At 64.7% G+C, this 18899-nt stretch carries 17 protein-coding genes; 10 read left to right on the forward strand and 7 right to left on the reverse strand.

Annotated elements, in window-relative coordinates; all coding sequences use genetic code 11:
- The first annotated feature begins 96 nt into the window (after positions 1–96).
- From FJV43_RS28935 to FJV43_RS28945, 3 genes are all read left to right on the forward strand, one after another.
- Positions 97–708, forward strand: coding sequence for a class I SAM-dependent methyltransferase (locus FJV43_RS28935; RefSeq protein ID WP_239622403.1), 612 nt, complete (start codon positions 97–99; stop codon positions 706–708).
- Between the two features lie 36 nt (positions 709–744).
- Entirely contained in the window at positions 745–1236 is a 492-nt protein-coding gene (locus FJV43_RS28940; protein ID WP_239622404.1) for a DUF411 domain-containing protein, read from the forward strand.
- Between the two features lie 154 nt (positions 1237–1390).
- The gene (locus tag FJV43_RS28945) at positions 1391–1921 is read left to right on the forward strand and encodes a hypothetical protein (RefSeq protein ID WP_239622405.1); all 531 of its coding nucleotides are present in this window, start codon (positions 1391–1393) and stop codon (positions 1919–1921) included.
- A gap of 68 nt (positions 1922–1989) precedes the next feature.
- On the opposite strand, the gene FJV43_RS28950 is transcribed toward FJV43_RS28945, so the two are convergent.
- Together FJV43_RS28950 and FJV43_RS28955 are read right to left on the reverse strand one after the other, a co-directional pair.
- Positions 1990–2397 (reverse strand): GFA family protein, encoded by a 408-nt coding sequence (locus FJV43_RS28950; protein ID WP_239622406.1) that lies wholly within the window; start codon positions 2395–2397, stop codon positions 1990–1992.
- 265 nt (positions 2398–2662) lie between these two features.
- On the reverse strand, positions 2663–3463 hold the full coding sequence (locus FJV43_RS28955; RefSeq protein ID WP_239622407.1) for an IclR family transcriptional regulator: 801 nt from the start codon (positions 3461–3463) through the stop codon (positions 2663–2665).
- A gap of 176 nt (positions 3464–3639) precedes the next feature.
- Here FJV43_RS28955 and FJV43_RS28960 point away from each other — a divergent pair, with 176 nt between their 5' ends.
- The 5 genes from FJV43_RS28960 to FJV43_RS28980 all read left to right on the forward strand — a co-directional run bounded on the left by FJV43_RS28960 (position 3640) and on the right by FJV43_RS28980 (position 8131).
- Positions 3640–4800 carry an aminotransferase class V-fold PLP-dependent enzyme gene (locus FJV43_RS28960; RefSeq protein WP_239622408.1) on the forward strand — a complete coding sequence of 387 codons (1161 nt, stop codon included), beginning with the start codon at positions 3640–3642 and terminating at the stop codon, positions 4798–4800.
- A gap of 22 nt (positions 4801–4822) precedes the next feature.
- Positions 4823–5725 carry an amino acid ABC transporter substrate-binding protein gene (locus tag FJV43_RS28965; RefSeq protein WP_239622409.1) on the forward strand — a complete coding sequence of 301 codons (903 nt, stop codon included), beginning with the start codon at positions 4823–4825 and terminating at the stop codon, positions 5723–5725.
- Positions 5726–5836: 111 nt separating this feature from the next.
- Positions 5837–6631 (forward strand): amino acid ABC transporter permease, encoded by a 795-nt coding sequence (locus FJV43_RS28970; RefSeq protein WP_239622410.1) that lies wholly within the window; start codon positions 5837–5839, stop codon positions 6629–6631.
- On the forward strand, positions 6628–7323 hold the full coding sequence (locus FJV43_RS28975) for an amino acid ABC transporter permease (protein WP_239622411.1): 696 nt from the start codon (positions 6628–6630) through the stop codon (positions 7321–7323). Before FJV43_RS28970 ends, FJV43_RS28975 begins: the two co-directional genes overlap by 4 nt.
- A 37-nt stretch (positions 7324–7360) precedes the next feature.
- The gene (locus FJV43_RS28980; protein ID WP_275973688.1) at positions 7361–8131 is read left to right on the forward strand and encodes an amino acid ABC transporter ATP-binding protein; all 771 of its coding nucleotides are present in this window, start codon (positions 7361–7363) and stop codon (positions 8129–8131) included.
- Positions 8132–8407: 276 nt separating this feature from the next.
- On the opposite strand, the gene FJV43_RS28985 is transcribed toward FJV43_RS28980, so the two are convergent.
- From FJV43_RS28985 to FJV43_RS28995, 3 genes are read right to left on the reverse strand one after another with little or no spacing between them, the layout of a single operon-like run.
- Positions 8408–8992 (reverse strand): DUF1254 domain-containing protein, encoded by a 585-nt coding sequence (locus tag FJV43_RS28985; RefSeq protein WP_239622412.1) that lies wholly within the window; start codon positions 8990–8992, stop codon positions 8408–8410.
- Positions 8989–9567, reverse strand: a complete 579-nt coding sequence (locus FJV43_RS28990) for a DUF1214 domain-containing protein (RefSeq protein WP_239622413.1) — start codon at positions 9565–9567, stop codon at positions 8989–8991. Before FJV43_RS28990 ends, FJV43_RS28985 begins: the two co-directional genes overlap by 4 nt.
- Before the next feature lie 9 nt (positions 9568–9576).
- Positions 9577–11865 (reverse strand): PBP1A family penicillin-binding protein, encoded by a 2289-nt coding sequence (locus FJV43_RS28995; RefSeq protein ID WP_239622414.1) that lies wholly within the window; start codon positions 11863–11865, stop codon positions 9577–9579.
- Between the two features lie 290 nt (positions 11866–12155).
- Here FJV43_RS28995 and FJV43_RS29000 point away from each other — a divergent pair, with 290 nt between their 5' ends.
- Complete coding sequence (locus FJV43_RS29000) at positions 12156–12671, forward strand: YcgN family cysteine cluster protein (protein ID WP_239622415.1); 516 nt, start codon at positions 12156–12158, stop codon at positions 12669–12671.
- A 165-nt stretch (positions 12672–12836) separates the two neighbouring features.
- Positions 12837–14420, forward strand: a complete 1584-nt coding sequence (locus FJV43_RS29005) for an MDR family MFS transporter (protein WP_239622416.1) — start codon at positions 12837–12839, stop codon at positions 14418–14420.
- Positions 14421–14426: 6 nt separating this feature from the next.
- Here the strand turns inward: FJV43_RS29005 and FJV43_RS29010 are convergent, their stop codons facing one another.
- Together FJV43_RS29010 and FJV43_RS29015 are read right to left on the reverse strand one after the other, a co-directional pair.
- The gene (locus FJV43_RS29010) at positions 14427–16064 is read right to left on the reverse strand and encodes an alpha/beta-hydrolase family protein (protein WP_239629654.1); all 1638 of its coding nucleotides are present in this window, start codon (positions 16062–16064) and stop codon (positions 14427–14429) included.
- Positions 16065–16138: 74 nt separating this feature from the next.
- Positions 16139–18619 (reverse strand): GAF domain-containing protein, encoded by a 2481-nt coding sequence (locus FJV43_RS29015; protein ID WP_239622417.1) that lies wholly within the window; start codon positions 18617–18619, stop codon positions 16139–16141.
- Between the last annotated feature and the right edge of the window lie 280 nt (positions 18620–18899).

An 18899-nucleotide genomic window follows, 5' to 3' on the forward strand; every position in this document is an offset into this window, starting at 1 on the left:
GCGCTGGCATGAGAGGCGAACGTGCGGACGCGTGATCTTTGCCGCACCTGAAGAGATCAGCAGGATCATTGAGCGGCGATGCCAGGAGATGCGCGCATGGGCTTCTACAACGACGTCATTCTGCCACGGCTTTGCGACCTTGCGATGCGCAACAAGGAACTTGCGCCCTATCGGCAGCGCGCGGCCCGTGCGGCTCAGGGCCGGGTCCTCGAGATCGGCGTCGGGTCCGGCCGCAACCTGCCGTTCTACGGAGCTACGGTGACGCAGCTTGTGGGTCTCGAGCCCGCTCCAAAGCTTCTCGAGATGGCGCGACACGCGCCGCATCCGAAAACTCCGGTCAATCTCGTTGAAGCTTCGGCCGAGGCTATGCCGATCGAGGACCGCAGCATCGACACGGTCCTGACGACCTGGACCATGTGCAGCATTCCGGACGTCGATCGCGCGATGACAGAGGCGCGGCGTGTGCTGAAACCGGGAGGGAAGCTGGTCTTCGTCGAGCATGGCCGCGCGCCCGAACCGAACGTGCGCTGGTGGCAAGATCGCCTGACCCCCGCATGGATGCGCATCTCGGGCGGTTGCCATCTCAACCGGGACATCGCTGACGTCTTGACCCGCAACGGCTTTCGCATCGACGAGATGCGCACCGGCTATATGAACGGGCTGAAGCCCATGACGTTCATGTACGAGGGCCAGGCGAGCCCTCGTTGATGCCTTGAGATCCAGCGATGAGGAAAGGAATCGAAGATGAGGGAACGCGGACATGTGATGACCCGTCGGTCGCTTGCAGGGCTGATGGCGGCGGCAGCGGCGGCAGTCCTGGCGAGGCCTGCCGTTGCGGCGCAGGCCGGAGAAACGACCGTCACGGTGCATAGGGATCCGAGCTGCGGTTGTTGCGCGGGCTGGGTGCAGCATCTCCGGGACGCAGGATTTGTCGTCCAGGTGGAGGAGACCGCCGATCTCGACGCGGTTCGGAATCGTCTCGGCATCCCCTCGGACCTGGCCGCGTGTCACACGGCAGAGGTCGCAGGTTATCTCATCGAGGGACATGTGCCGGCCGCAGCCGTGCGGCGCCTCCTCTTGGAGCGCCCCATTGCGAAAGGGCTCGCTGTGCCGGGCATGCCGGTCGGATCGCCCGGGATGGAAGGCGGCAAGCCGGAGCCTTACACGGTCGTGCTGTTCGGTGCCGATGGTCAAAGGCCATTCATGCGCTTTATCGGCTCGCAGGTGATCGGTTGAGAGCCCCTTGATCAGGGAGCGCTCCCAGCCGAGGCCGTCATGGAAGCCGAGATCGCAATCTGCCGAAGGTCCCGCGTAAATCACCGGCGATGTTGCCGTTTACGCCATCGCCGAGTCATGATTGGCTGACGTCCTGCAACATGGGTAGAAAGTCATGAAGATCGTCGTTTTGATCATCGCCTTGTTCGCGCCCGCTGCCGCTTGGGCGCAGACGCCGTACGCCGGCATGCAGTCCCGCCACATCAAGGCGCTTTCGGACCAGCAGATCGGCGATCTGCGGGCGGGGCGCGGCATGGGGCTCGCACTCGCGGCCGAGCTCAATGGTTATCCCGGGCCCTCCCACGTGCTCGAACTCGCGGACCAATTGGGATTGAACCCGGAGCAGCGGAGCAAGGTCGAGGCGATGTTCTCCGAGATGAAGGCCGAGACCACTCCCATCGGCAGCAGATTGATCGAGAACGAGGCGGATCTGGATCGGCAGTTCGCCAGCCGCACGATCACCGACGAGAGTCTGGGATCCGCCACCGCGGCGATCGCGAAGACGCAGGGAGAGCTGCGGCAAGCCCATCTCAAATATCACCTGCGCACCGCGGCGGTTCTCGATCAGGCGCAATTGGCAAGATACGCCGAGCTGCGCGGGTACACGTCCGGCGGCGCGGCGCAGCACCATCGTCACCATCAATGAGCTGGCGCACGAGCCGAGCGTTGCCAATCCCTGGATGACGCCAAAACAGCCGGTGCCATCTTCCGCCGCTACGGCTGTGGAGGATAGCGGTCGAACGCCGGCAGTTCGTGCGCGTGCTCCATCCAGCGAAGACGTTCGGCGACCTGGATCTGCATCGTTGCCGGCACGACCTCGGGATCGTCATAGGTCGCGCTCTGGATGTCGATGATTCCGGGCATGATGTTGGCATTGAAATAGAACAGGCCGGTGCCGCAGTCGCCGCAGAAGTGCCGCCGGCCATGTTCCGAGGAGTGGTACACTTTCGGCTCGCCCTTGGTCACCTTGACGGCATCGTCCGGATACATCGTCCAGCCGACGACCGGGGCGCCGGCGTGAAGTCGGCAGTCGCGACAGTGGCACAGCGCGTGCACGATCGCCTCACCCTCGACCTCATAACGGATTGCGCCGCAGTGACAGCCGCCGGTGATGGTGCTCATGCGTTCCTCCGATCGAAAATGGTTTGGCCGATCGATAGCTCTGGGGGCGAGCCGCTTCAACGCCGCAAAGGATTTGTGGTTGCGTCCTACTGTCGCGTGACAGCTGCTGCCATCACTCGCTAGAGCATGATCCGGACCCCAAGGGCCGCGTTAACGCATAGTGTGCAGCGGTTTTCCGAAAAGATCATGCTCAAGCAACAACCCAAAGCACGATGACGATTCATCCCGATCTCATCGCGCTTTGGTGTCAGATTGGACCGTGAGTTCAGGCTTCCGCGGATGCATCGCTTCTTCCGTCCTCGTCGGCCTGGAGGATGGTTTCCGAAAGGAGTTCCGCGGCCTTCTGAAGCGGCGCGATGAACCGATCGAGTGCGGTGAAGCTCACCCGCGCCACGGGAACGGACACGCCCAGGCACGCGATCAGTTCGCGATCCGGGGACAGGATGGGAACTGCGCAGCCGACGACGCCTCTCACATATTCTTCGTTGGTCTTGGCCCAGCCCCGTCTGCGGGTTTCATCGAGCACCTTCATCAGGCTCTCGACATCGACGATCGTCGTTTCGGTATATCTGGTCAGAGCAAGGGCGCGGCACAGCTTCTCTCGCGCGCGCTCGGGCAAGCGGCTCATGTAGATCTTGCCGGTCGACGTGCAGTGGAGTGGCGCCGCTTCTCCCGGATTGAATTGTAGGCCTTGAGGTTGCGAGACGCGGACGCTGTCGACATACGAAACGACATTGTCACGCACGACGCCGATCTCGCATTGCTCGCCGATCTCCGCGGCGACAGCGCGGAGCACGGCGTGCCGGCGAGCGGTCCGGAACGCTGCGCCGATCACCCGGGCCGACAACGTGACCAGTTGATTGCCGACCACATAGCGCTTTGTCCCCAGGGCTTTCTGCAGAAGCCCGCGCAGCTCCAGATTGCCGATCAACCGGTGCGCAGTCGGCAGCGGCAGTGACAAGGCGCTCGCGATTTCCGCGACCGAGGCCGCTCTGGTCTGGCCGGCGACGTAACCGACGATCGCGAAGGCGCGGTCGAGCGGTCCGTTGAGGCTGGCTTCCGACATCTTCTTTCCCTCTATCAAACTTCGGAATCAAAAATTATCATTTTTCGGAATAAAAACTACTGAAATATGAAAATCAAAGTAGCCGGTTCGACGCTCTGCCCATATCGTTGGCGCTGCCCGGCGGTGAGCAGGAATTGTGCAGTGCGAGCCGCCGCGGACGCGCTCAGGAGAATGGGATGTCAGGACATTACGATGTTGATGCCGTGCGGAAGGAGTTTCCGGCTGCCGAGCGGATGACCTATCTCGACTCCGGCTTCCAGACGCCGCTCGCACGTCCCGTCAAAGCCGCGATCGACCGTTTCCTGAGCGAAGGTCTGGAGAGCGCAGGCCCCAAGAGCGTGTGGCTCGATCGCGTCGAGCAGACCCGCGCGAAGCTGGCGCGGCTCCTCGGTGCAGCGGCAGATGAGATCGCCTTCACCAAGAACACCTCGGAGAGCATGAACATCGCCGCGAACGCGCTGCCCCTGCACGCTGGCGACAAGGTCCTCATGATCCACGGCGATCATCCGAACAACGCGTACGCATTCCTCAATCTGCGACGAAAGGGCGTCGCGGTCGAATTTGTGCCGATGACCGAGGTCGTTGACGCCGCGAGCCTTCGTCCGCACGTCGATGCGAACACGAGGGCGATCTCGATGTCGCAGGTGACATTCCATGCCGGCCACCGCTTCGACGTCGAAAGCATCGGCGCGCTGTGCCGGGAGAGAGGCCTCTATTTCGTCGTCGACGTGATGCAGGCGATCGGCGTCGTGCCGATCGACGCCAAGGCGATGCACGCGACCTTCATCGGTTCGGGCAGTCACAAGGGGCTGCTCGTGCCGCAGGGGCTGGGTCTGTTGTATTGGGACAAGTCCAGGACCGAACTCGAGCCGGCCTATCTGGCGGCTGCGAGCCTGGCGGAGATACCGGGCGATCTCATCGCCCGCGTCGACAGGCTCGATCCGGCCCCAAGCGCGCGTCGCTTCGAGCTTGGCAATTTCAATCTTCCGGCGATCCATGCACTCGGTGCCTCGCTCGACATGATCGAAGCGTTAGGCGTGCAGAACATCCGGAACCATTGCTTCGATCTCGGCGATCATCTCATCGCCCGGCTCGACGCGCTGGGCGTTCGTCTCGTCGGTCCTCGCGAGCGGCAGCATCGCGCGCCGCACATCTACGTCATCGCGCTGCCTGCCGCCGAATGGCTGGGCCATTTCGAGGAGAACGGGGTCCGCGTGTCGCCGGAGCGGGGCGGCATTCGCGTGTCGTTCGGGATGTTCAATACGTTCGCGGACGTCGACCGCCTGATCGAGATCATCCAGCGGCGCGGCGTGAAGCCATCATCGAGGGCCGCATAGGCCGTCCATCAAGGAGACGTACATGACGAACGTTGCGCGTGTCTTGAGCATTCTGTCCGGCCTCGCGGTCCTGGCCGCCATCAGCGGACCCTCGGTTGCCGCCGACAGTCCCACGCTTGCCAGGATCAAGTCGACCGGCGCCATCACCATCGGCCACCGCGAAGCCTCGATACCGTTCTCCTATCTCGGTCCTGACCAGAAGCCGATCGGCTTCTCGCTCGATCTCTGCGCAGCCATCGTCGAGCGCATCAAGGCGGAGACCGGCCTGCCCAATCTGAGGGTCAATTACGTTCCGGTGAACTCGTCCAACCGCATCCCGCTGATCCAGAGCGGCACCGTCGATATCGAGTGCGGAGGCACGGCGAACGACAGGAAGCGGCAGGAGCAGGTTTCGTTTTCCGTCGCCACTTTCGTGAGCCAGCCGCGCTGGCTGATCAAGGCGGACAGCGGCCTGAAGACGGCCGGCGATCTCAAGGGCAAGACGATCGTGGTGACCCAGGGCTCCAATGCCGTCGGCTTCGCGCAGGGCGTGAATGCGAGGGAGCAGCTCGGCTTCAACATCGTCCAGGCCAAGGATCATGCCGAATCCTTCTTGATGCTGAACACGGGCCGCGCGGCCGCCTTCATGGAAGACGACATCCTTCTCGCGGGCCTGAAGGCCGCTGCGCCGAAGCCGGATGCGCTGATATTTCTCCCCGAGGGCTACGCCAAGATCTATTATGGCCTGATGTTCACGAAGGGCGATACCGGCTTCAAGGCGCTCGTCGATGATGTCCTCTCCAATCAGATGGCGTCGGGTCAGTTCGAGAAGACCTACGCCAAGTGGTTCACCAGGCCGATCCCGCCCAAGGGCGAGAACCTAGCGTTCCCGCTGACGGTCGAGCTCACGGAACGGATCGCGCATCCCAGCGACGCCGTCGACTAGAGCGTCTTCGAGCGAAATGGATTCCGGTTCGTGTCAAGAAACGCGTGAAAACAAGAATCCACTTCGCGGCAAGGCGGAGAGTGTCCCGCAAACCGAGCCCTGAGGTTCGCCATGTTTGCAGTGCTTCTTGAACAGACGGCGGATGGCCAACGCTATATCGACTGGCTTCTGTCGGGCCTCGGCTGGACTCTGGCGCTGGCGTTCTTCGGTTGGTGGATCGCCTTCGCGGTCGGGGTCATCGTCGGCATCGGCCGCACCGTTCAGAACCGGATCGTTGCGGCCGTCGCGCGGTTGTATGTGGAAATCTTCCGCAACATTCCTGTGCTCGTGCAGATGTTCCTCTGGTACTTCGTCCTGCCGGAGATTCTGCCCGTTGCGCTCGGAAATGCCATCAAGCAGATTCCTCCGCCTTGGGGATCATTCTTCCCGGCGCTCGTGTGCCTGGGACTCTACACTGCCGCCCGCATCGCCGAACAGGTTCGTGCCGGGATAGAGGCGTTGCCGAAGGGGCAAGTCGAGGCGGCAAGCGCGCTCGGGCTCAGCGGACATCTGACCTATCGCCATATCATCCTGCCGCAGGCGCTGCGCTTGATCATACCGAGCCTGACCAGCGAGGTGATGGGCATCTACAAGAACACCTCCGTCGCACTCACGATCGGGCTGATGGAGCTGACGGCGCAGGCCCGGCAGATCAGCGAAGCGACGTTCCAGACCTTCACGGCTTTCGGCGCCGCGACGCTGATTTATCTCGCGCTGGCTCTGATTGCCTATCAGGGAATGGCGCTGATCGACAGGGCCGTGCGCATTCCGGGCACCGGGCGTGCGGAGAATGCGATCGAACCGGCCCCGACGCGCGCTGCCCAACAGGTCGGCTCCTTGCCCGACGCAATGGAGGTCGTGAAATGAACAGCCTCGATTTCTCCGTTGTTCTTCAGGCGTGGCCTTACCTCTGGTCGGGCCTGTTGTTTTCGCTGGCGCTGACCGCCATTGCATTCGTGGTCGGCCTGATCCTCGGGACCTGTTTCGCCCTGGTGCAGCACTTTGAAGTGCCTGTGATCGGTAAGCTCGTACGTGGCTATGTCGCCTTGATGCGCTCTATCCCGCTGATCCTCGTCCTGTTCTGGTTCTTCTTTCTGGTGCCGATCGTGCTTGGCCATCTCGGCGGGAGTGGCCGCCCCGTCCCGATCGGTGCCACCTGGACGGCGTTCATCACTTTCGGCCTGTTCGAGGCAGCCTACTATTCGGAAATCATCCGCGTCGGATTGCGGGCCGTGAACCGGGGGCAGTTCGAGGCGTGCCAGGCGCTCGCATTGTCCACCTTCGACACCTATCGCTCTGTGATCCTGCCGCAGGTGCTTCGCGTCGCGAGCCCGATCATTCTGAGCCAGACCATCATCCTGTTCCAGGACACCTCGCTAGTCTACGTTCTGTCGCTCACCGATCTACTCGGCGCAGCCTCGAAGCTTGCGCAGCTCAACGGCCGTCTCGTCGAGATGTATCTGGCCATTGCAGTGGTCTACCTCGCAATCAGCTCGGCGGCATCGCAATGCGTGGCATCCCTGCGCAGGCGCTATGCGATTGCGGGAACGCACCGGTAGCGGACCGAACGAAAAATCCTGTTCTTGGGAGAGGAAAATGCTTCAGCACACTGCCGGGAATGAGTCCAGCCGGTCGGCGTCGATCGTCGTCGTGGAGCATCTGGTGAAGCGGTTCGGCCACTTCACGGCCCTGAACGATGTCAATCTCAATGTCGCGGCAGGGGAGAAGATCGTGCTGTGTGGCCCCTCGGGCTCAGGCAAGTCGACGCTGATCCGCTGCATCAACCATATCGAGAAGCACGACGGCGGCCGGATCGTCGTCGATGGCGTCGAACTGACGGGCCGAATCCACGACATCAATGGCGTCCGCCGCGAGGTCGGCATGGTGTTCCAGAGCTTCAATCTGTTTCCGCATCTCTCGGTCGTCGAGAACTGCATGCTGGCGCCGATGAAGGTGCGGGGCTTGTCCCGCACGGATGCGCATGAGCGTGCGATCGCTGTTTTGCGGAAAGTGCGCATCCACGATCAGGCGAACAAATATCCGGGACAGCTCTCCGGCGGTCAGCAGCAGCGCGTTGCCATCGCGCGTGCGCTGTGCATGCAGCCGAAGATCATGCTGTTCGACGAGCCCACCTCTGCGCTCGATCCGGAGACGGTCAAGGAAGTGCTCGACACCATGGTGGCGCTCGCGCGTGACGGCATGACGATGGTTTGCGTCACGCATGAGATGGGCTTTGCCCGCGAGATCGCGGATCGGGTGGTGTTCATGGATCGCGGATCCATCGTCGAGGAAGCCGATCCTGAAACTTTCTTCCGTGCGCCCAGGACTGAGCGCGCGCGGGATTTTCTCGGCCAGATCATCCATTAGGTCGAATGACGTCAGATCCCGGCCTCCGGCTTTGCATGCGCCTCGCAGCCCGCGCTGCCAAATGAAAACACCCGCGACGGATGGCTCCGCGCGGGTGTGACGAACTCTCGATGATGCCAGTATGCCGGTGTTTTGCCCGACGAGTCAAAGGTGCGTAAGCGTCGCCCGGTAGCTTCGTTATCGCCGACGGAAGAACGCAATGATTTCAACGCCCCCGCTACTGTGCATGGGGTTGTTTTCGCGCTTTTACGTTTTGCAGCGCTAAAACGGCCGCGCTCAGCGCCGGCTGCGTGGCGCTTCGGCCTTGGCCGGCGGCTCGGTCTGCGGCGCGCAGGTCGCCGCTGCCAGCGAGGCCTGCGCCTGCGGCATCAGGCCGGGCTCGGGGGCGAGCGCCTTCATCAGGATCAGGCCGGTGGTAGCAGGGGAATCGATGATCAGCCGGTCGGCCGCGGTGACCTCTTCGTCCTCGGGCAGCTCGCTGTGCTGCGCTTCGGTCATCAGGTCGAGTTCGATCACCTTGCGGCCTGCGGAGCGGTCGTTGATGGCGTAATAGGCGATCTCGTTGCGGGTGTAGAACGAAACAGAGGTGTAGGCCTGGCTCACCGGCACCGTCAGCTTGATCGGTCCGCCCGACAGATCGTAGCGGCAGATCGCCAGCGCGAAGGCCGGATCCATGAACGGCATCGGCGAAGTGTTGGGGTCGGCGAGGGGAAGCTGGGTGACGGCGTTCACCTTCGTCATCGGCGTCAGCCGCGAATAGGCATCCTGCGTCGCGATCCGCGGCAGCGCCAGCACGCTGACGAGATGGACCACGAGGCCCAGCACCACGCCGGCTACGATGGTGAACGCGAGCCGGATCATGAGCAGCCCGCCGTCGTGATGCTTGGCATCGGCGCATCGCGCTGGGTGCGCGTTGCGACCCCGACCGGGGTGTCGTAGAGGCGCAGCATCAAGGCGTAGCGCTCGATGCCGCCGGTCGGCAGCCAGTTGCCGGCACGGGAGCGCGAGGCGATGCGGATCTCGAACGAGCCGTCGGACTGCCGGACGATCTCCTGGCTGGTGAAGCCGTAGCGCTGCAGCGAATTGGCGACGAGGTGACCCTTGCGGTCGTACAGCGTCAGCGTCCAGAACCGCGCCGGCGGCGTCACGCCGGAGACGACGACATCGCAGCGGCCGTCGAGCGCCTTCTTCTTGTCGTCGGTGGTGGCGGTGAAGGCGACGCCGTCGCCGGTGCCGATCGGCAGCTCGCCGTTGCGCACGATGGTGGCGCGCGAATAGGGGTCGGCGTCGGCGGTGCCGGTGCGCGGCCGCGCGGTCCAGGCGCCGATGGTCAGCGTGCCGATCTCGGTGCCGCGCGTCGTCGTCATCCAGGTCGCGCCGACGCCGACCACCGTTGCGAGAAGAAGCGCCGTCAATGTGATCAGGATCAGCCGCACGGGTTTCGATCAGTTCTTGCGCGGAGCAGAGGCGTTGACGTTCTCTTCCGCGTAGTTTTGCGGGAAGGCGAGCGCGCTCGTCGCCGAGGACGGCTTCGCCAGCTTGCTGTCGTCGGCCGCGGATCTATTCGCGGTCCTGGCCGCATCATCGAGCAACTTCTCGACGCGCACCAGGACGTCGGCACCGCGCTTGGTCAGCACCGGCGGCGGACCCGGCTTGGTCTCCAGCACCTTCGCCGCCGCATTGGCCTGCGCGTTGGAGACGTGCTGCGGCGGCAGCTTCTGGCCCATGCCGATGCCGGGGATCTCCCGGACCTCGACGCCCTGATGGGCCGCGAGCATGATGTCGTGCCAGGTCTGCGCCGGCAGCGAGCCGCCGGTCATGCGATTGGTCGGCGAATAGTCGTCGTTGCCGTACCAGACCGCGCAGGTGAAGTTGCCGGTGTAGCCGACGAACCAGGCGTCGCGATACGCATTGGTCGTGCCGGTCTTGCCCGCGGTCGGAATGCCGTCGAGCGCGGCGCGGCGCGCGGTGCCCTCGCTGACGACGTGGCTCATCATGCCGGCCATGTCGGCGGCAACGGAGGCGGGGATCGCCTGCCGCGGCTTCGGACCGTCGCGGTCCCAGCGCCAGACGAGGTCGCCGGCGCCGGTGCGCACTTCGAGCACCGCATGCGGCGTCACCGCCTTGCCGCGGTTGGGGAAGGTCGCGTAGGCGACGGCATGCTCGAGCACGGTGACTTCGTCCGAACCGATCGGCAGCGACGGCGTGTCGGGCAGCGGCGCCTTGAGACCGAAGCGGCGCGCGACCTCGACGATCTTGGCGCGGCCGATCTTGGCCGGGTTCGGCGCCTTCGGCTGCTCCCGCCGGCCGATCTCGATCGACAGCTTCACCGGCACGACGTTGATCGAGCGCGTGATCGCCTGCGTCAGCGTCACCGAGCCGGAATAGGAATGGCCATAATTCTGCGGGCACCAATTGCCGATGCAGACGGGGCCGTCGACCACGATCGAGTTCGGCGTGTAACCGTTCAGCAGCGCCGTGGTGTAGACGTAGGGCTTGAACGAGGAGCCGGGCTGCCGATAGGCGTCGGTGGCGCGGTTGAACTGGCTGGCGCCGTAGTCGCGGCCGCCGACCATGGCGCGGATGCCGCCGTCGAGATCGGCGACGACGGTCGCAGCCTGCGTCGCGTGATAGTCGCGGCCGAACTGGCGCAGCTGGTTCTCGACCGCGTCCTCGGCCGCCTTCTGCACATTGGCGTCGATGGCGAGACGCACCACGAAGACGCGCTCGATATAGGACTTCGGGAAGGTGTCGACCAGCTTGCGCATCTCGTCGAAGGCGTAGTCGAGATAATAGTTCGGCGAAGCCTCGTCGCGGCGGTCGACGGCGAAGGCCGGGTTGCGGCGGGCGCCGAACACCTGGCCCTCGGTCATGAAGCCGGCATCGACGAGGTTGTCGAGCACGACGTTGGCGCGGGCGCGGGCGGCGGGCAGGTTGATGTGGGGGGCGTATTTCGTCGGTGCCTTGAACAGGCCGGCGAGCATCGCAGCTTCCGCCAGCGTCACGTCGCGCGCCGACTTGTTGAAGTAGAAATGCGCCGCGCCGTCGACGCCGAACGTGCCGCCGCCCATATAGGCGCGGTCGAGATACAGCTTGAGGATCTCGTTCTTGGTCAGGCGCCATTCCAGCCAGATCGCGAGGAAGGCCTCGTTGACCTTGCGCTCGATGGTGCGCTCGTTGCTCAAGAACAGGTTCTTGGCGAGCTGCTGGGTGATCGAGGAGCCGCCCTGGCGGACGCCGCCGGCCTGGGCGTTGGTGACGAGCGCGCGCGCGGTGCCGGCGATGTCGATGCCGAAATGCTCGTAGAAGCGGCGGTCCTCGGTCGCCAGCGTCGCCTTGATCAGGACATCGGGAAAATCTTCCAGCGGGATCGAGTCGTTGTGCTTGATGCCGCGGCTGCCGATCGGATTGCCGTAGCGGTCGAGGAAGCTCACCGCGAGATCGGACTTCTTCAGCCAGTCCTCGTCCGCGGTCTCGCGGAAGGCGGGGATGGCGAGGGTGAGCATCACGACCAGGCCGCCGAGCCCGAGCGTGGCGGCCTCCGACAGCGGCTCGATGAACACCCAGCGCTTCCAGCGCCCGACATAGAACCGGTCCATGAAGGTCGAGTAGCGCTCGTAGAGCTCGCGGATGCCTTTGGCCGAGGAGAACAGCGAGGAGTCGATACGCGCATCGAGGTCGAGGAAGAAATTCCGGACCCCCTGCTTCCAATGCGGTGGTATGATCTGTCGCACCTAGAACCCTTGAGGCTTGCTTCGAGCGTTCAAGCACCCGGCCGGGGCGGCATCGAGACGTCTTGGGGGAATCTTGCGGCAAACCCAAGGCGCCCGGCCAGCATCCGAGGGACTTGCTGTTCCTTCTAGCCGAGCGGGGCCCATAAACCAATGGCCACGCTCGCGATTTTGAACAACAGGCCTAATTGACCCCGGGTCATTACGGGCTTCAGAGAGGCCTCGCTTGCACCCTTGCGGCCGCGCCCCCTAGATGGCGTCGCCGTAGCTCTTTCGAATTCTTGTTGAGGCGCATGACCGCAGCTCCCAAACGACCTTCAGGCCAGGAAGAATTCTTCTGGAAAACCAAGACGTTGGAAGAGATGTCGGCGGCCGAATGGGAAAGCCTGTGCGACGGCTGCGGCCGCTGCTGCCTGAACAAGCTCGAAGACGAGGACACCGGCAAGATCTACTTCACCCATGTCGGCTGCAAGCTGCTCGACGGGGCGAGCTGCGCCTGCAAGGACTATCCGAATCGTTCCGACAAGGTTCCGGATTGCGTCCGCCTGACCCCGGCCAATGTCCGCAGCCTGAACTGGCTGCCGCCGAGCTGCGGCTACAAGCTCGTCGCCGAGGGGCGCGACCTCTATTGGTGGCATCCGCTGGTTTCGGGCGATCCCAACACCGTGCATGAAGCCGGCGTTTCCGTCCGCGGCCGCGTCGAGGGGAGCGAGGAGGAGATCCCGGACGAGGAGCTCGAGAACCACATCGTGCAATGGCCGGCCGTGCTGCCGAAACGGGCCCGTCTGAAGCGACGCCCAAGGGACTGACAAGGGACTGATCCGTCGCCCCTCGCGATCACGTGTTCGGGATGACCCCGGGGCGGGATGCACCCATGCGCCGTGGTGCCTGCCCGGGAAGAACTTTGCTGTCTACATTGGATTGCATAGAACGAATCCTTCGCGGCGTTGCGCCGCCACATGACGTCCGACGAGATGAACAAAATCGAACGGCAGAGTGCTGCCGACGTCCAGACATTGCCTGACGACATTGCCGACGAGCTTTCCCGCCTTCCCAGCGAGGTGTTGAGCGTCGATGACGCGCCGTCCATCGCGCCGCCGGTGCCGCTGACTTCCGACGAGGTCCGCACCATCGTCATCAGCCTGATGCTGACGATGTTCCTGGCAGCGCTCGACCAGACCATCGTGGCGACCGCGCTGCCGACCATCGGGCGACAGTTCCAGGACGTCTCCAATCTCTCCTGGGTGATCACAGCCTATCTGCTCGCCTCGACCGCGGTCGCGCCGGTGTTCGGCACGCTCAGCGACATCTATGGCCGCCGCGTCATGATCATCATCTCGCTCAGCCTGTTCGTCGCGGGCTCGGTGCTGTGCGCGATCGCGCCGAACATGCCGATGCTGATCCTGGCGCGCGGCCTCCAGGGCCTCGGTGGCGGCGGCATCATGCCTGTCGTGCAGACCGTGATCTCCGACGTGGTGAGCCCACGCGAGCGCGGGCAATACCAGGCCTATTTCTCCAGCGTCTGGATGGTCGGCGGCATTCTCGGCCCGGTCATCGGCGGCGTGTTCGCCGAGCATCTGCACTGGTCGATGATCTTCTGGATCAACCTTCCGCTCGCGGCCGCCGCGATCGCGCTTCTGCTGCCGAAGATGAAGAAGATCCCGGTGTTCCACCGCAAGCGCAAGGTCGACTGGCTCGGCGGCGTGCTGCTGATGGCCTCCGCCGTCGTCTTCATGCTGGTGCTGACCTGGGGCGGCACGCGCTATCCGTGGCTGTCGCCGACCGTGCTCGCGATGGTCGGTGGCGCGGTCGCGCTCGTCGTCAGCTTCGTCTGGCACGCCCGGCGCGCGGACGAGCCGTTCCTGCCGCTGCCGCTGCTCGGCGGAAGCGTCGTGCCATTCGGGCTGATGGCGGGCGGTTGCGCGCTCGGCGCGATCACGGGCCTCACGGTCCAGCTGCCGCTCTATTACGAATCCGTCTATCACCTCAGCGCCAGCGAGGCGGGGCTTGCGCTGATCCCGCTCGCGGCGGTCTCGACCATCGGTGCGGCCGTCGCCGGCCGTACCATGGCGCGGGCCAAGCACTACAAGCGCGTCGCCATCATCGGCACGTCCTGGGCCGCGCTGTGCGGCCTTGGCCTCACACTGACGACGCTGCCGCTCTGGGGCCTTTTGACGCTGATGGCCGCGTTTGCGCTCGGCCTCGGCACCACCTTTCCGGTCTGCGTGGTCTCGGTGCAGAATTCGGTCGCGCGGCCGCAGGTCGGCACCATCACCGGCGCGTTGAACTTCGTCCGCTCGCTGATGTCCTCGTTCACGGTCGCGGCTTTCGCAGCCATCCTGCTGATCGCGCTGGGTGCCGACATCCCGCTCGCCGGCGAGCATCATGCCGCAGGCGTCGTCAATGCCATTCCCGCTGAGGACATGCGGCATGCGTTCCGTTACGTCTTCGGCGCCGCCACCGCGCTGATGACGGGTGCTGCGCTGTGCCTGATCGCGATGGAGGAGCGGCCGCTGGCCGGCCCCACCGTGACCAAGCACGTCGAGATGGCGGAGTGAGCGGCTTTAGCCGCCGCGATCGGGATCGTCATTCCCTGCGTTCGTCGTCTGCCGCGCTTTCGCCGCAAGCTGCCCCTTCAGCCGGGCGAGCGCCTCGGCCGACCAGTCATTGACATCGGTCACCGCGACCCAGGCGTCGACGTAATGCTCGGGTGCGTAGACATGGCCAAAGCCCATCGGCGTATGGGTCGCGACCGCCATGTCGAGGGCGAGCTGCAGCATCGTGACGATGGGATACCACTGCAGCTCAGGTGAGACGTCGGGTCCGCGCGGCACCGTCATCCAGGCCGGCGCCTGGTAGGCGTCGCGGTAGGAAAAGAACGTGATCGCGTCACTGGCATATTGCAGATAGACGACGCGCATCGCCCCCCAGGGCGCATCTGCCGGCACTGTCGCTCCATTCTGGTTCATGAAGCGGACGAAGCGGCCGTCGCGAAATTTCGGCAGCCACGCCGGCGTGCCCGGGTTGCGGTTCGCGGTGATCGAGCGCCAGATGCGGCTTTCGAACGGCGGCCCGCTCCAGAGCGCGCCCGCAATCGGATCGCCGATCGTCTCGAACAACTCCGCAGATTTTTCCGAGTTCATGGCGCCGAGACTGAGTCCGTGCAGATACAGCTGCGGCCGGCCGTCCTTCGGCAGCGTTGTCCAGTAGCCATAGATTTCAGCGAACAGCGCACGCGAGGCCTCTGCTCCGTACTCCGGCTGGAAGAGCAGCGACAGCGGGCTGTTGAGATAAGAGTACTGTATCGCCACGCTCGCGACATCGCCATGGTGGAGGCATTCCACCGTGTCCATCGCGGCCGGATCGATCCAGCCGGTGCCGGTCGGCGTGATCACGACCAGGACCTTGCGCTCAAAACCGTGCTGACGCTTCAGCTCGTCGAGCGCGAGCTTGGCGCGCGCCCGCGGCGTGTCGCGGCCGGCGAGCCCCACATAGACGCGCACGGGATCCTGGGCGGGCCGTCCCGTGAAGGCGCTGATCTCGGCTGCGGTCGGGGCCGAGGCAATGAACCGGCGCCCCATGCGCCCGAGCTCCCACTTCACGAGGGAGTCCGGGCCACCCGTCCGGTTCGACGCGGTCGGCTGCAGCCGCTCCGGCTCGAGCAGAATGTCGAGCTCGCGAAAGGAGGAGTCGAGCGCGTTGAATGCGGTGCGGATCAGGACATTGCTGGCGATCGACCAGAACAGCAGGCCCGCGATCAGCACGCCGATGACGTTCGCCACTTTCGGCGGGATGACGTGCCGCGCGCGGGCGGCGAGAAAGCCGGCGACCAGCGTGAACAGCCGTCCCAGCACCAGTAGCACCACGAACGTGACCAGGGCGATCGCGCAGACCTTGAACGGATGCGCGGTCTCGACCGGTGCCATCTTCATCACGGCGCGGATCGAGTTCTGCCATTCGGCGGTGCGCCATAGGCATACGATGACGACGAGCAGGCAGATGGCGGCGGCCAGCGCGTTCGCAATCGATCTCGCCCGCGCCGACGGTTCGGGCAATTCCAGATAGTGCCACAGCCGCCGCCACAGCACGCCGGCGAAATAGCCGATCGCAAAGCAGCCGCCGGCGAGGGCACCTTGCGTGAAATAGCTGCGCGGGATCAGCGTCGGCGCCAGCGCGGCCGCGAAGAACAGCGCGCCCAGCATGAGGCCGACGCCGGAGAGCGAGAGCAATTGGCGCCGAATGAACCACGCGAGACTCTTCAATGAATCCTCCGATGCTATCCCTTGTCGCTCTTCATGGATCCGCTCTTGCGCGGCAGGAGAATCGTGAATTCGGCGAACTCTCCCGGCGCCGTCGCGACGTCGATCGTGCCGCCGTGCTGCTTCACCACGATGTCGTGGCTCATCGACAGCCCGAGGCCGGTGCCTTCGCCGGCCGGCTTGGTGGTGAAGAACGGATTGAACATCTTCTCCTTCACCTCGTCCGGAATGCCGGTGCCGTTGTCGCGGATGCGGATCTCGACGGCGTCGCCGCGGTCGCGCGTCGCGGCAAGCACCACCGGCGCGTAGTCGGCGGCGCCGTCCGCACTGCGCTTTGCGACCGCATGGAAGCCGTTCGAGATCAGGTTCAGCAGCACCCGGGTGATCTCCTGCGGAAACACTTCGGCTTGTCCGGCCGCGGGATCGAGCTCGCGCTCGAGCGTCACGTTGAACCCCGGCTTTTCGGCGCGCGCGCCGTGATAGGCGAGGTTGAGGCTTTCCTCGACCAGCGCGTTGATGTCGCTCGGCCCATGCTCGCCGCCGCTCTCGCGCGAATGCAGCAGCATGTTCTTGACGATGGAATCGGCGCGGCGGCCGTGCTGCACGATCTTTGCCAGATTGTCCTTCAGGAGGCCCGTCAGCTCCTCGACGTCCGCGCGCACGTCCTCGGCGAGCGATACCGGCGCAAGCACATCGTTCAGCTCCTCGGTCAGCTCGGCAGACAGCGAGGCGAAATTGTTGACGAAATTGAGCGGGTTCTTGATCTCGTGCGCGATGCCCGCGGTGAGCTGGCCGAGGGATGCGAGCTTCTCGGTCTGGATCAGCCGGTCCTGCGCGGCGCGCAGATCGTCCAGCGATCTGGCGAGCTCGCTTGTGCGGTCCCGCACCTCGTTGAACAGGCGCGTGTTCTCGACCGCGATCACCGCCTGGTCGGCAAAGGTCTTGAGCAGGTTGATCGCCTTGTCAGGAAAATGACCGGGCTCCGGCCGCGTGACGGCGATGGTGCCGATCGCGACGCCGTCGCGCAGCATCGGCACCACCAGGATGCTGCGGTAACCTCGCGTTCGCGCCAGCTCCTTCATGGCTTCGGTGAGGCCAGGTTCGCTCTGCATGTCGCTGCGGAAGGCATATTGTCCGCTTCGGGCCACCCGGCTGTGAATGCCCGAGCCCGACAGCGGCGCCGGGAAGGAGCTGAGCAGATCGGCGTTGCCGGCTTCATTGTCGGTGGTGAAGGCCGCCAGATGCAGCATGCCGTCGATGACGCGGGTGACGGTGGAGGAGTGTCCGCCGATCAGCGCCTTGGCGCTGTCGGAGATGGCCTGGAACACCGGCGTGACGTCTGATGGTGAGGCCGCGATCACCTTGAGGATATCGGCGGTCGCGGTCTGACGTTCCAGCGCTTCGCTGGTCGCGTTGAACAGGCTGACATTCTTGATCGCGATCACCGCCTGGTCGGCGAAGGTCTGGAGCAGCCGCACATGATGCTCGGCGAAGCTGCCAGTCGCACGGCGCGTGGCGATGATGATGCCGATGGCTTCGCCCTCGCTCATCAGCGGGGTGAACAGCATGCTGCGATAGCCCCGCGCGCGCGCGATGTCGCGTGCGGCCGGCTCGAGCTCGGTGTCGGGCAGTTGCGCGGCGGCACCATTGGCAACGAGCTGATAGGGCGGGAACTGTGCGAACGGCACGGGGAACGAGGCCTGGAGCACGCGATCGCCGGCCGGATCGGTCGGCGTGAATGCCGCAAGGTGGGCGGCGCCGTCGATATAACGCAGCACCGCGGTGGAGAAGCCTCCGATCAGCCGGTTGGCATTGATTGCGATCGCCTCGAACACCGGCTGCACGTCGGACGGCGAGGCCGCCATCACCTTCAGGATGTCCGCGGTGGCGGTCTGGCGTTCAAGTGTCTCCTTCGTCTCATTGAACAGTCGTGCATTCTCGATCGCGATCACCGCCTGGTCGGCAAAGGTCTGGAGCAGCTGCACGAGGTCGGGCGCGAATGCGCCTGTTACAGCGCGCGTGACGCTGATCATGCCGACCGGCGCGCCCCGGTTCATCAGCGGCATGAACAGCACGCTGCGGAAGCCGCGCAGCCGCGCCAACTCCCGGTTCAGCGCCGGAACGTCGGCCGCCTCGCTGTCCGGAAACTGGATCGTCTCGCCGTCGCGTACCAGGGCAAAGGTCGGGAAGTCCGCGATCTTGCGCGGGAACGACGCCCTCAGCCCTTCGTCCGCCTCCGGGCTGGTCGGCGTGAACGCCACGAGGTGCAGCTCGTCGCCGATGAACTGGAGCACGGTAGCGGAGAAGCCGCCGAGCAGGTGCTTCGAGCTGGATGCGATCGCCGCGAAGACTGGCCGTGCGTCGGAGGGCGAGGCCGCGATGGTGCGCAGGATCTCGGCGCTCGCGCTCTGGCGATCCCGCGCGATCGCAAGCTCGCTGCGCAGCCGCGCGTTCTCGGCTGCAAGTCCAGCGGCGATATCCTTCGGAGGGTTGATCATTCGCAATCCGGCTTGATGCCGCGACAGGCGCAGCACCGGGCCGGATTATCACATCTTTCGCAGCGGGAGCCAGCGTCGGCGGCGGCGTCGTTGAGTCGAGATGAAATTGACGGATACGACGAAGCCGGCGCCGGGGTTCACCTCCCCCGAAGGGAGAGGTCGGATGGAATCGAAGATGCGGTCCGGGTGAGGGGTTGCTGTCTCACGATGCGCTGCGGCTCCTCACCCGGATTGCGCTGGACGATGCTCCGCTTCGCCAGGCGCAATCCGACCCCGCTGG

It is taken from the genome of Bradyrhizobium sp. I71 (assembly GCF_022354745.1).
GTDB lineage: Bacteria > Pseudomonadota > Alphaproteobacteria > Rhizobiales > Xanthobacteraceae > Bradyrhizobium > Bradyrhizobium liaoningense.

Coding starts and splice junctions, on each gene's coding strand:
- FJV43_RS28935 (WP_239622403.1), top strand. CDS start 97: ATGGGCTTCTACAACGACGTCATTCTGCCACGGCTTTGCGACCTTGCG.
- FJV43_RS28940 (WP_239622404.1), top strand. CDS start 745: ATGAGGGAACGCGGACATGTGATGACCCGTCGGTCGCTTGCAGGGCTG.
- FJV43_RS28945 (WP_239622405.1), top strand. CDS start 1,391: ATGAAGATCGTCGTTTTGATCATCGCCTTGTTCGCGCCCGCTGCCGCT.
- FJV43_RS28950 (WP_239622406.1), bottom strand. CDS start 2,397: ATGAGCACCATCACCGGCGGCTGTCACTGCGGCGCAATCCGTTATGAG.
- FJV43_RS28955 (WP_239622407.1), bottom strand. CDS start 3,463: ATGTCGGAAGCCAGCCTCAACGGACCGCTCGACCGCGCCTTCGCGATC.
- FJV43_RS28960 (WP_239622408.1), top strand. CDS start 3,640: ATGTCAGGACATTACGATGTTGATGCCGTGCGGAAGGAGTTTCCGGCT.
- FJV43_RS28965 (WP_239622409.1), top strand. CDS start 4,823: ATGACGAACGTTGCGCGTGTCTTGAGCATTCTGTCCGGCCTCGCGGTC.
- FJV43_RS28970 (WP_239622410.1), top strand. CDS start 5,837: ATGTTTGCAGTGCTTCTTGAACAGACGGCGGATGGCCAACGCTATATC.
- FJV43_RS28975 (WP_239622411.1), top strand. CDS start 6,628: ATGAACAGCCTCGATTTCTCCGTTGTTCTTCAGGCGTGGCCTTACCTC.
- FJV43_RS28980 (WP_275973688.1), top strand. CDS start 7,361: ATGCTTCAGCACACTGCCGGGAATGAGTCCAGCCGGTCGGCGTCGATC.
- FJV43_RS28985 (WP_239622412.1), bottom strand. CDS start 8,992: ATGATCCGGCTCGCGTTCACCATCGTAGCCGGCGTGGTGCTGGGCCTC.
- FJV43_RS29000 (WP_239622415.1), top strand. CDS start 12,156: ATGACCGCAGCTCCCAAACGACCTTCAGGCCAGGAAGAATTCTTCTGG.
- FJV43_RS29005 (WP_239622416.1), top strand. CDS start 12,837: ATGAACAAAATCGAACGGCAGAGTGCTGCCGACGTCCAGACATTGCCT.
- FJV43_RS29010 (WP_239629654.1), bottom strand. CDS start 16,064: ATGCTGGGCGCGCTGTTCTTCGCGGCCGCGCTGGCGCCGACGCTGATC.
- FJV43_RS29015 (WP_239622417.1), bottom strand. CDS start 18,619: ATGATCAACCCTCCGAAGGATATCGCCGCTGGACTTGCAGCCGAGAAC.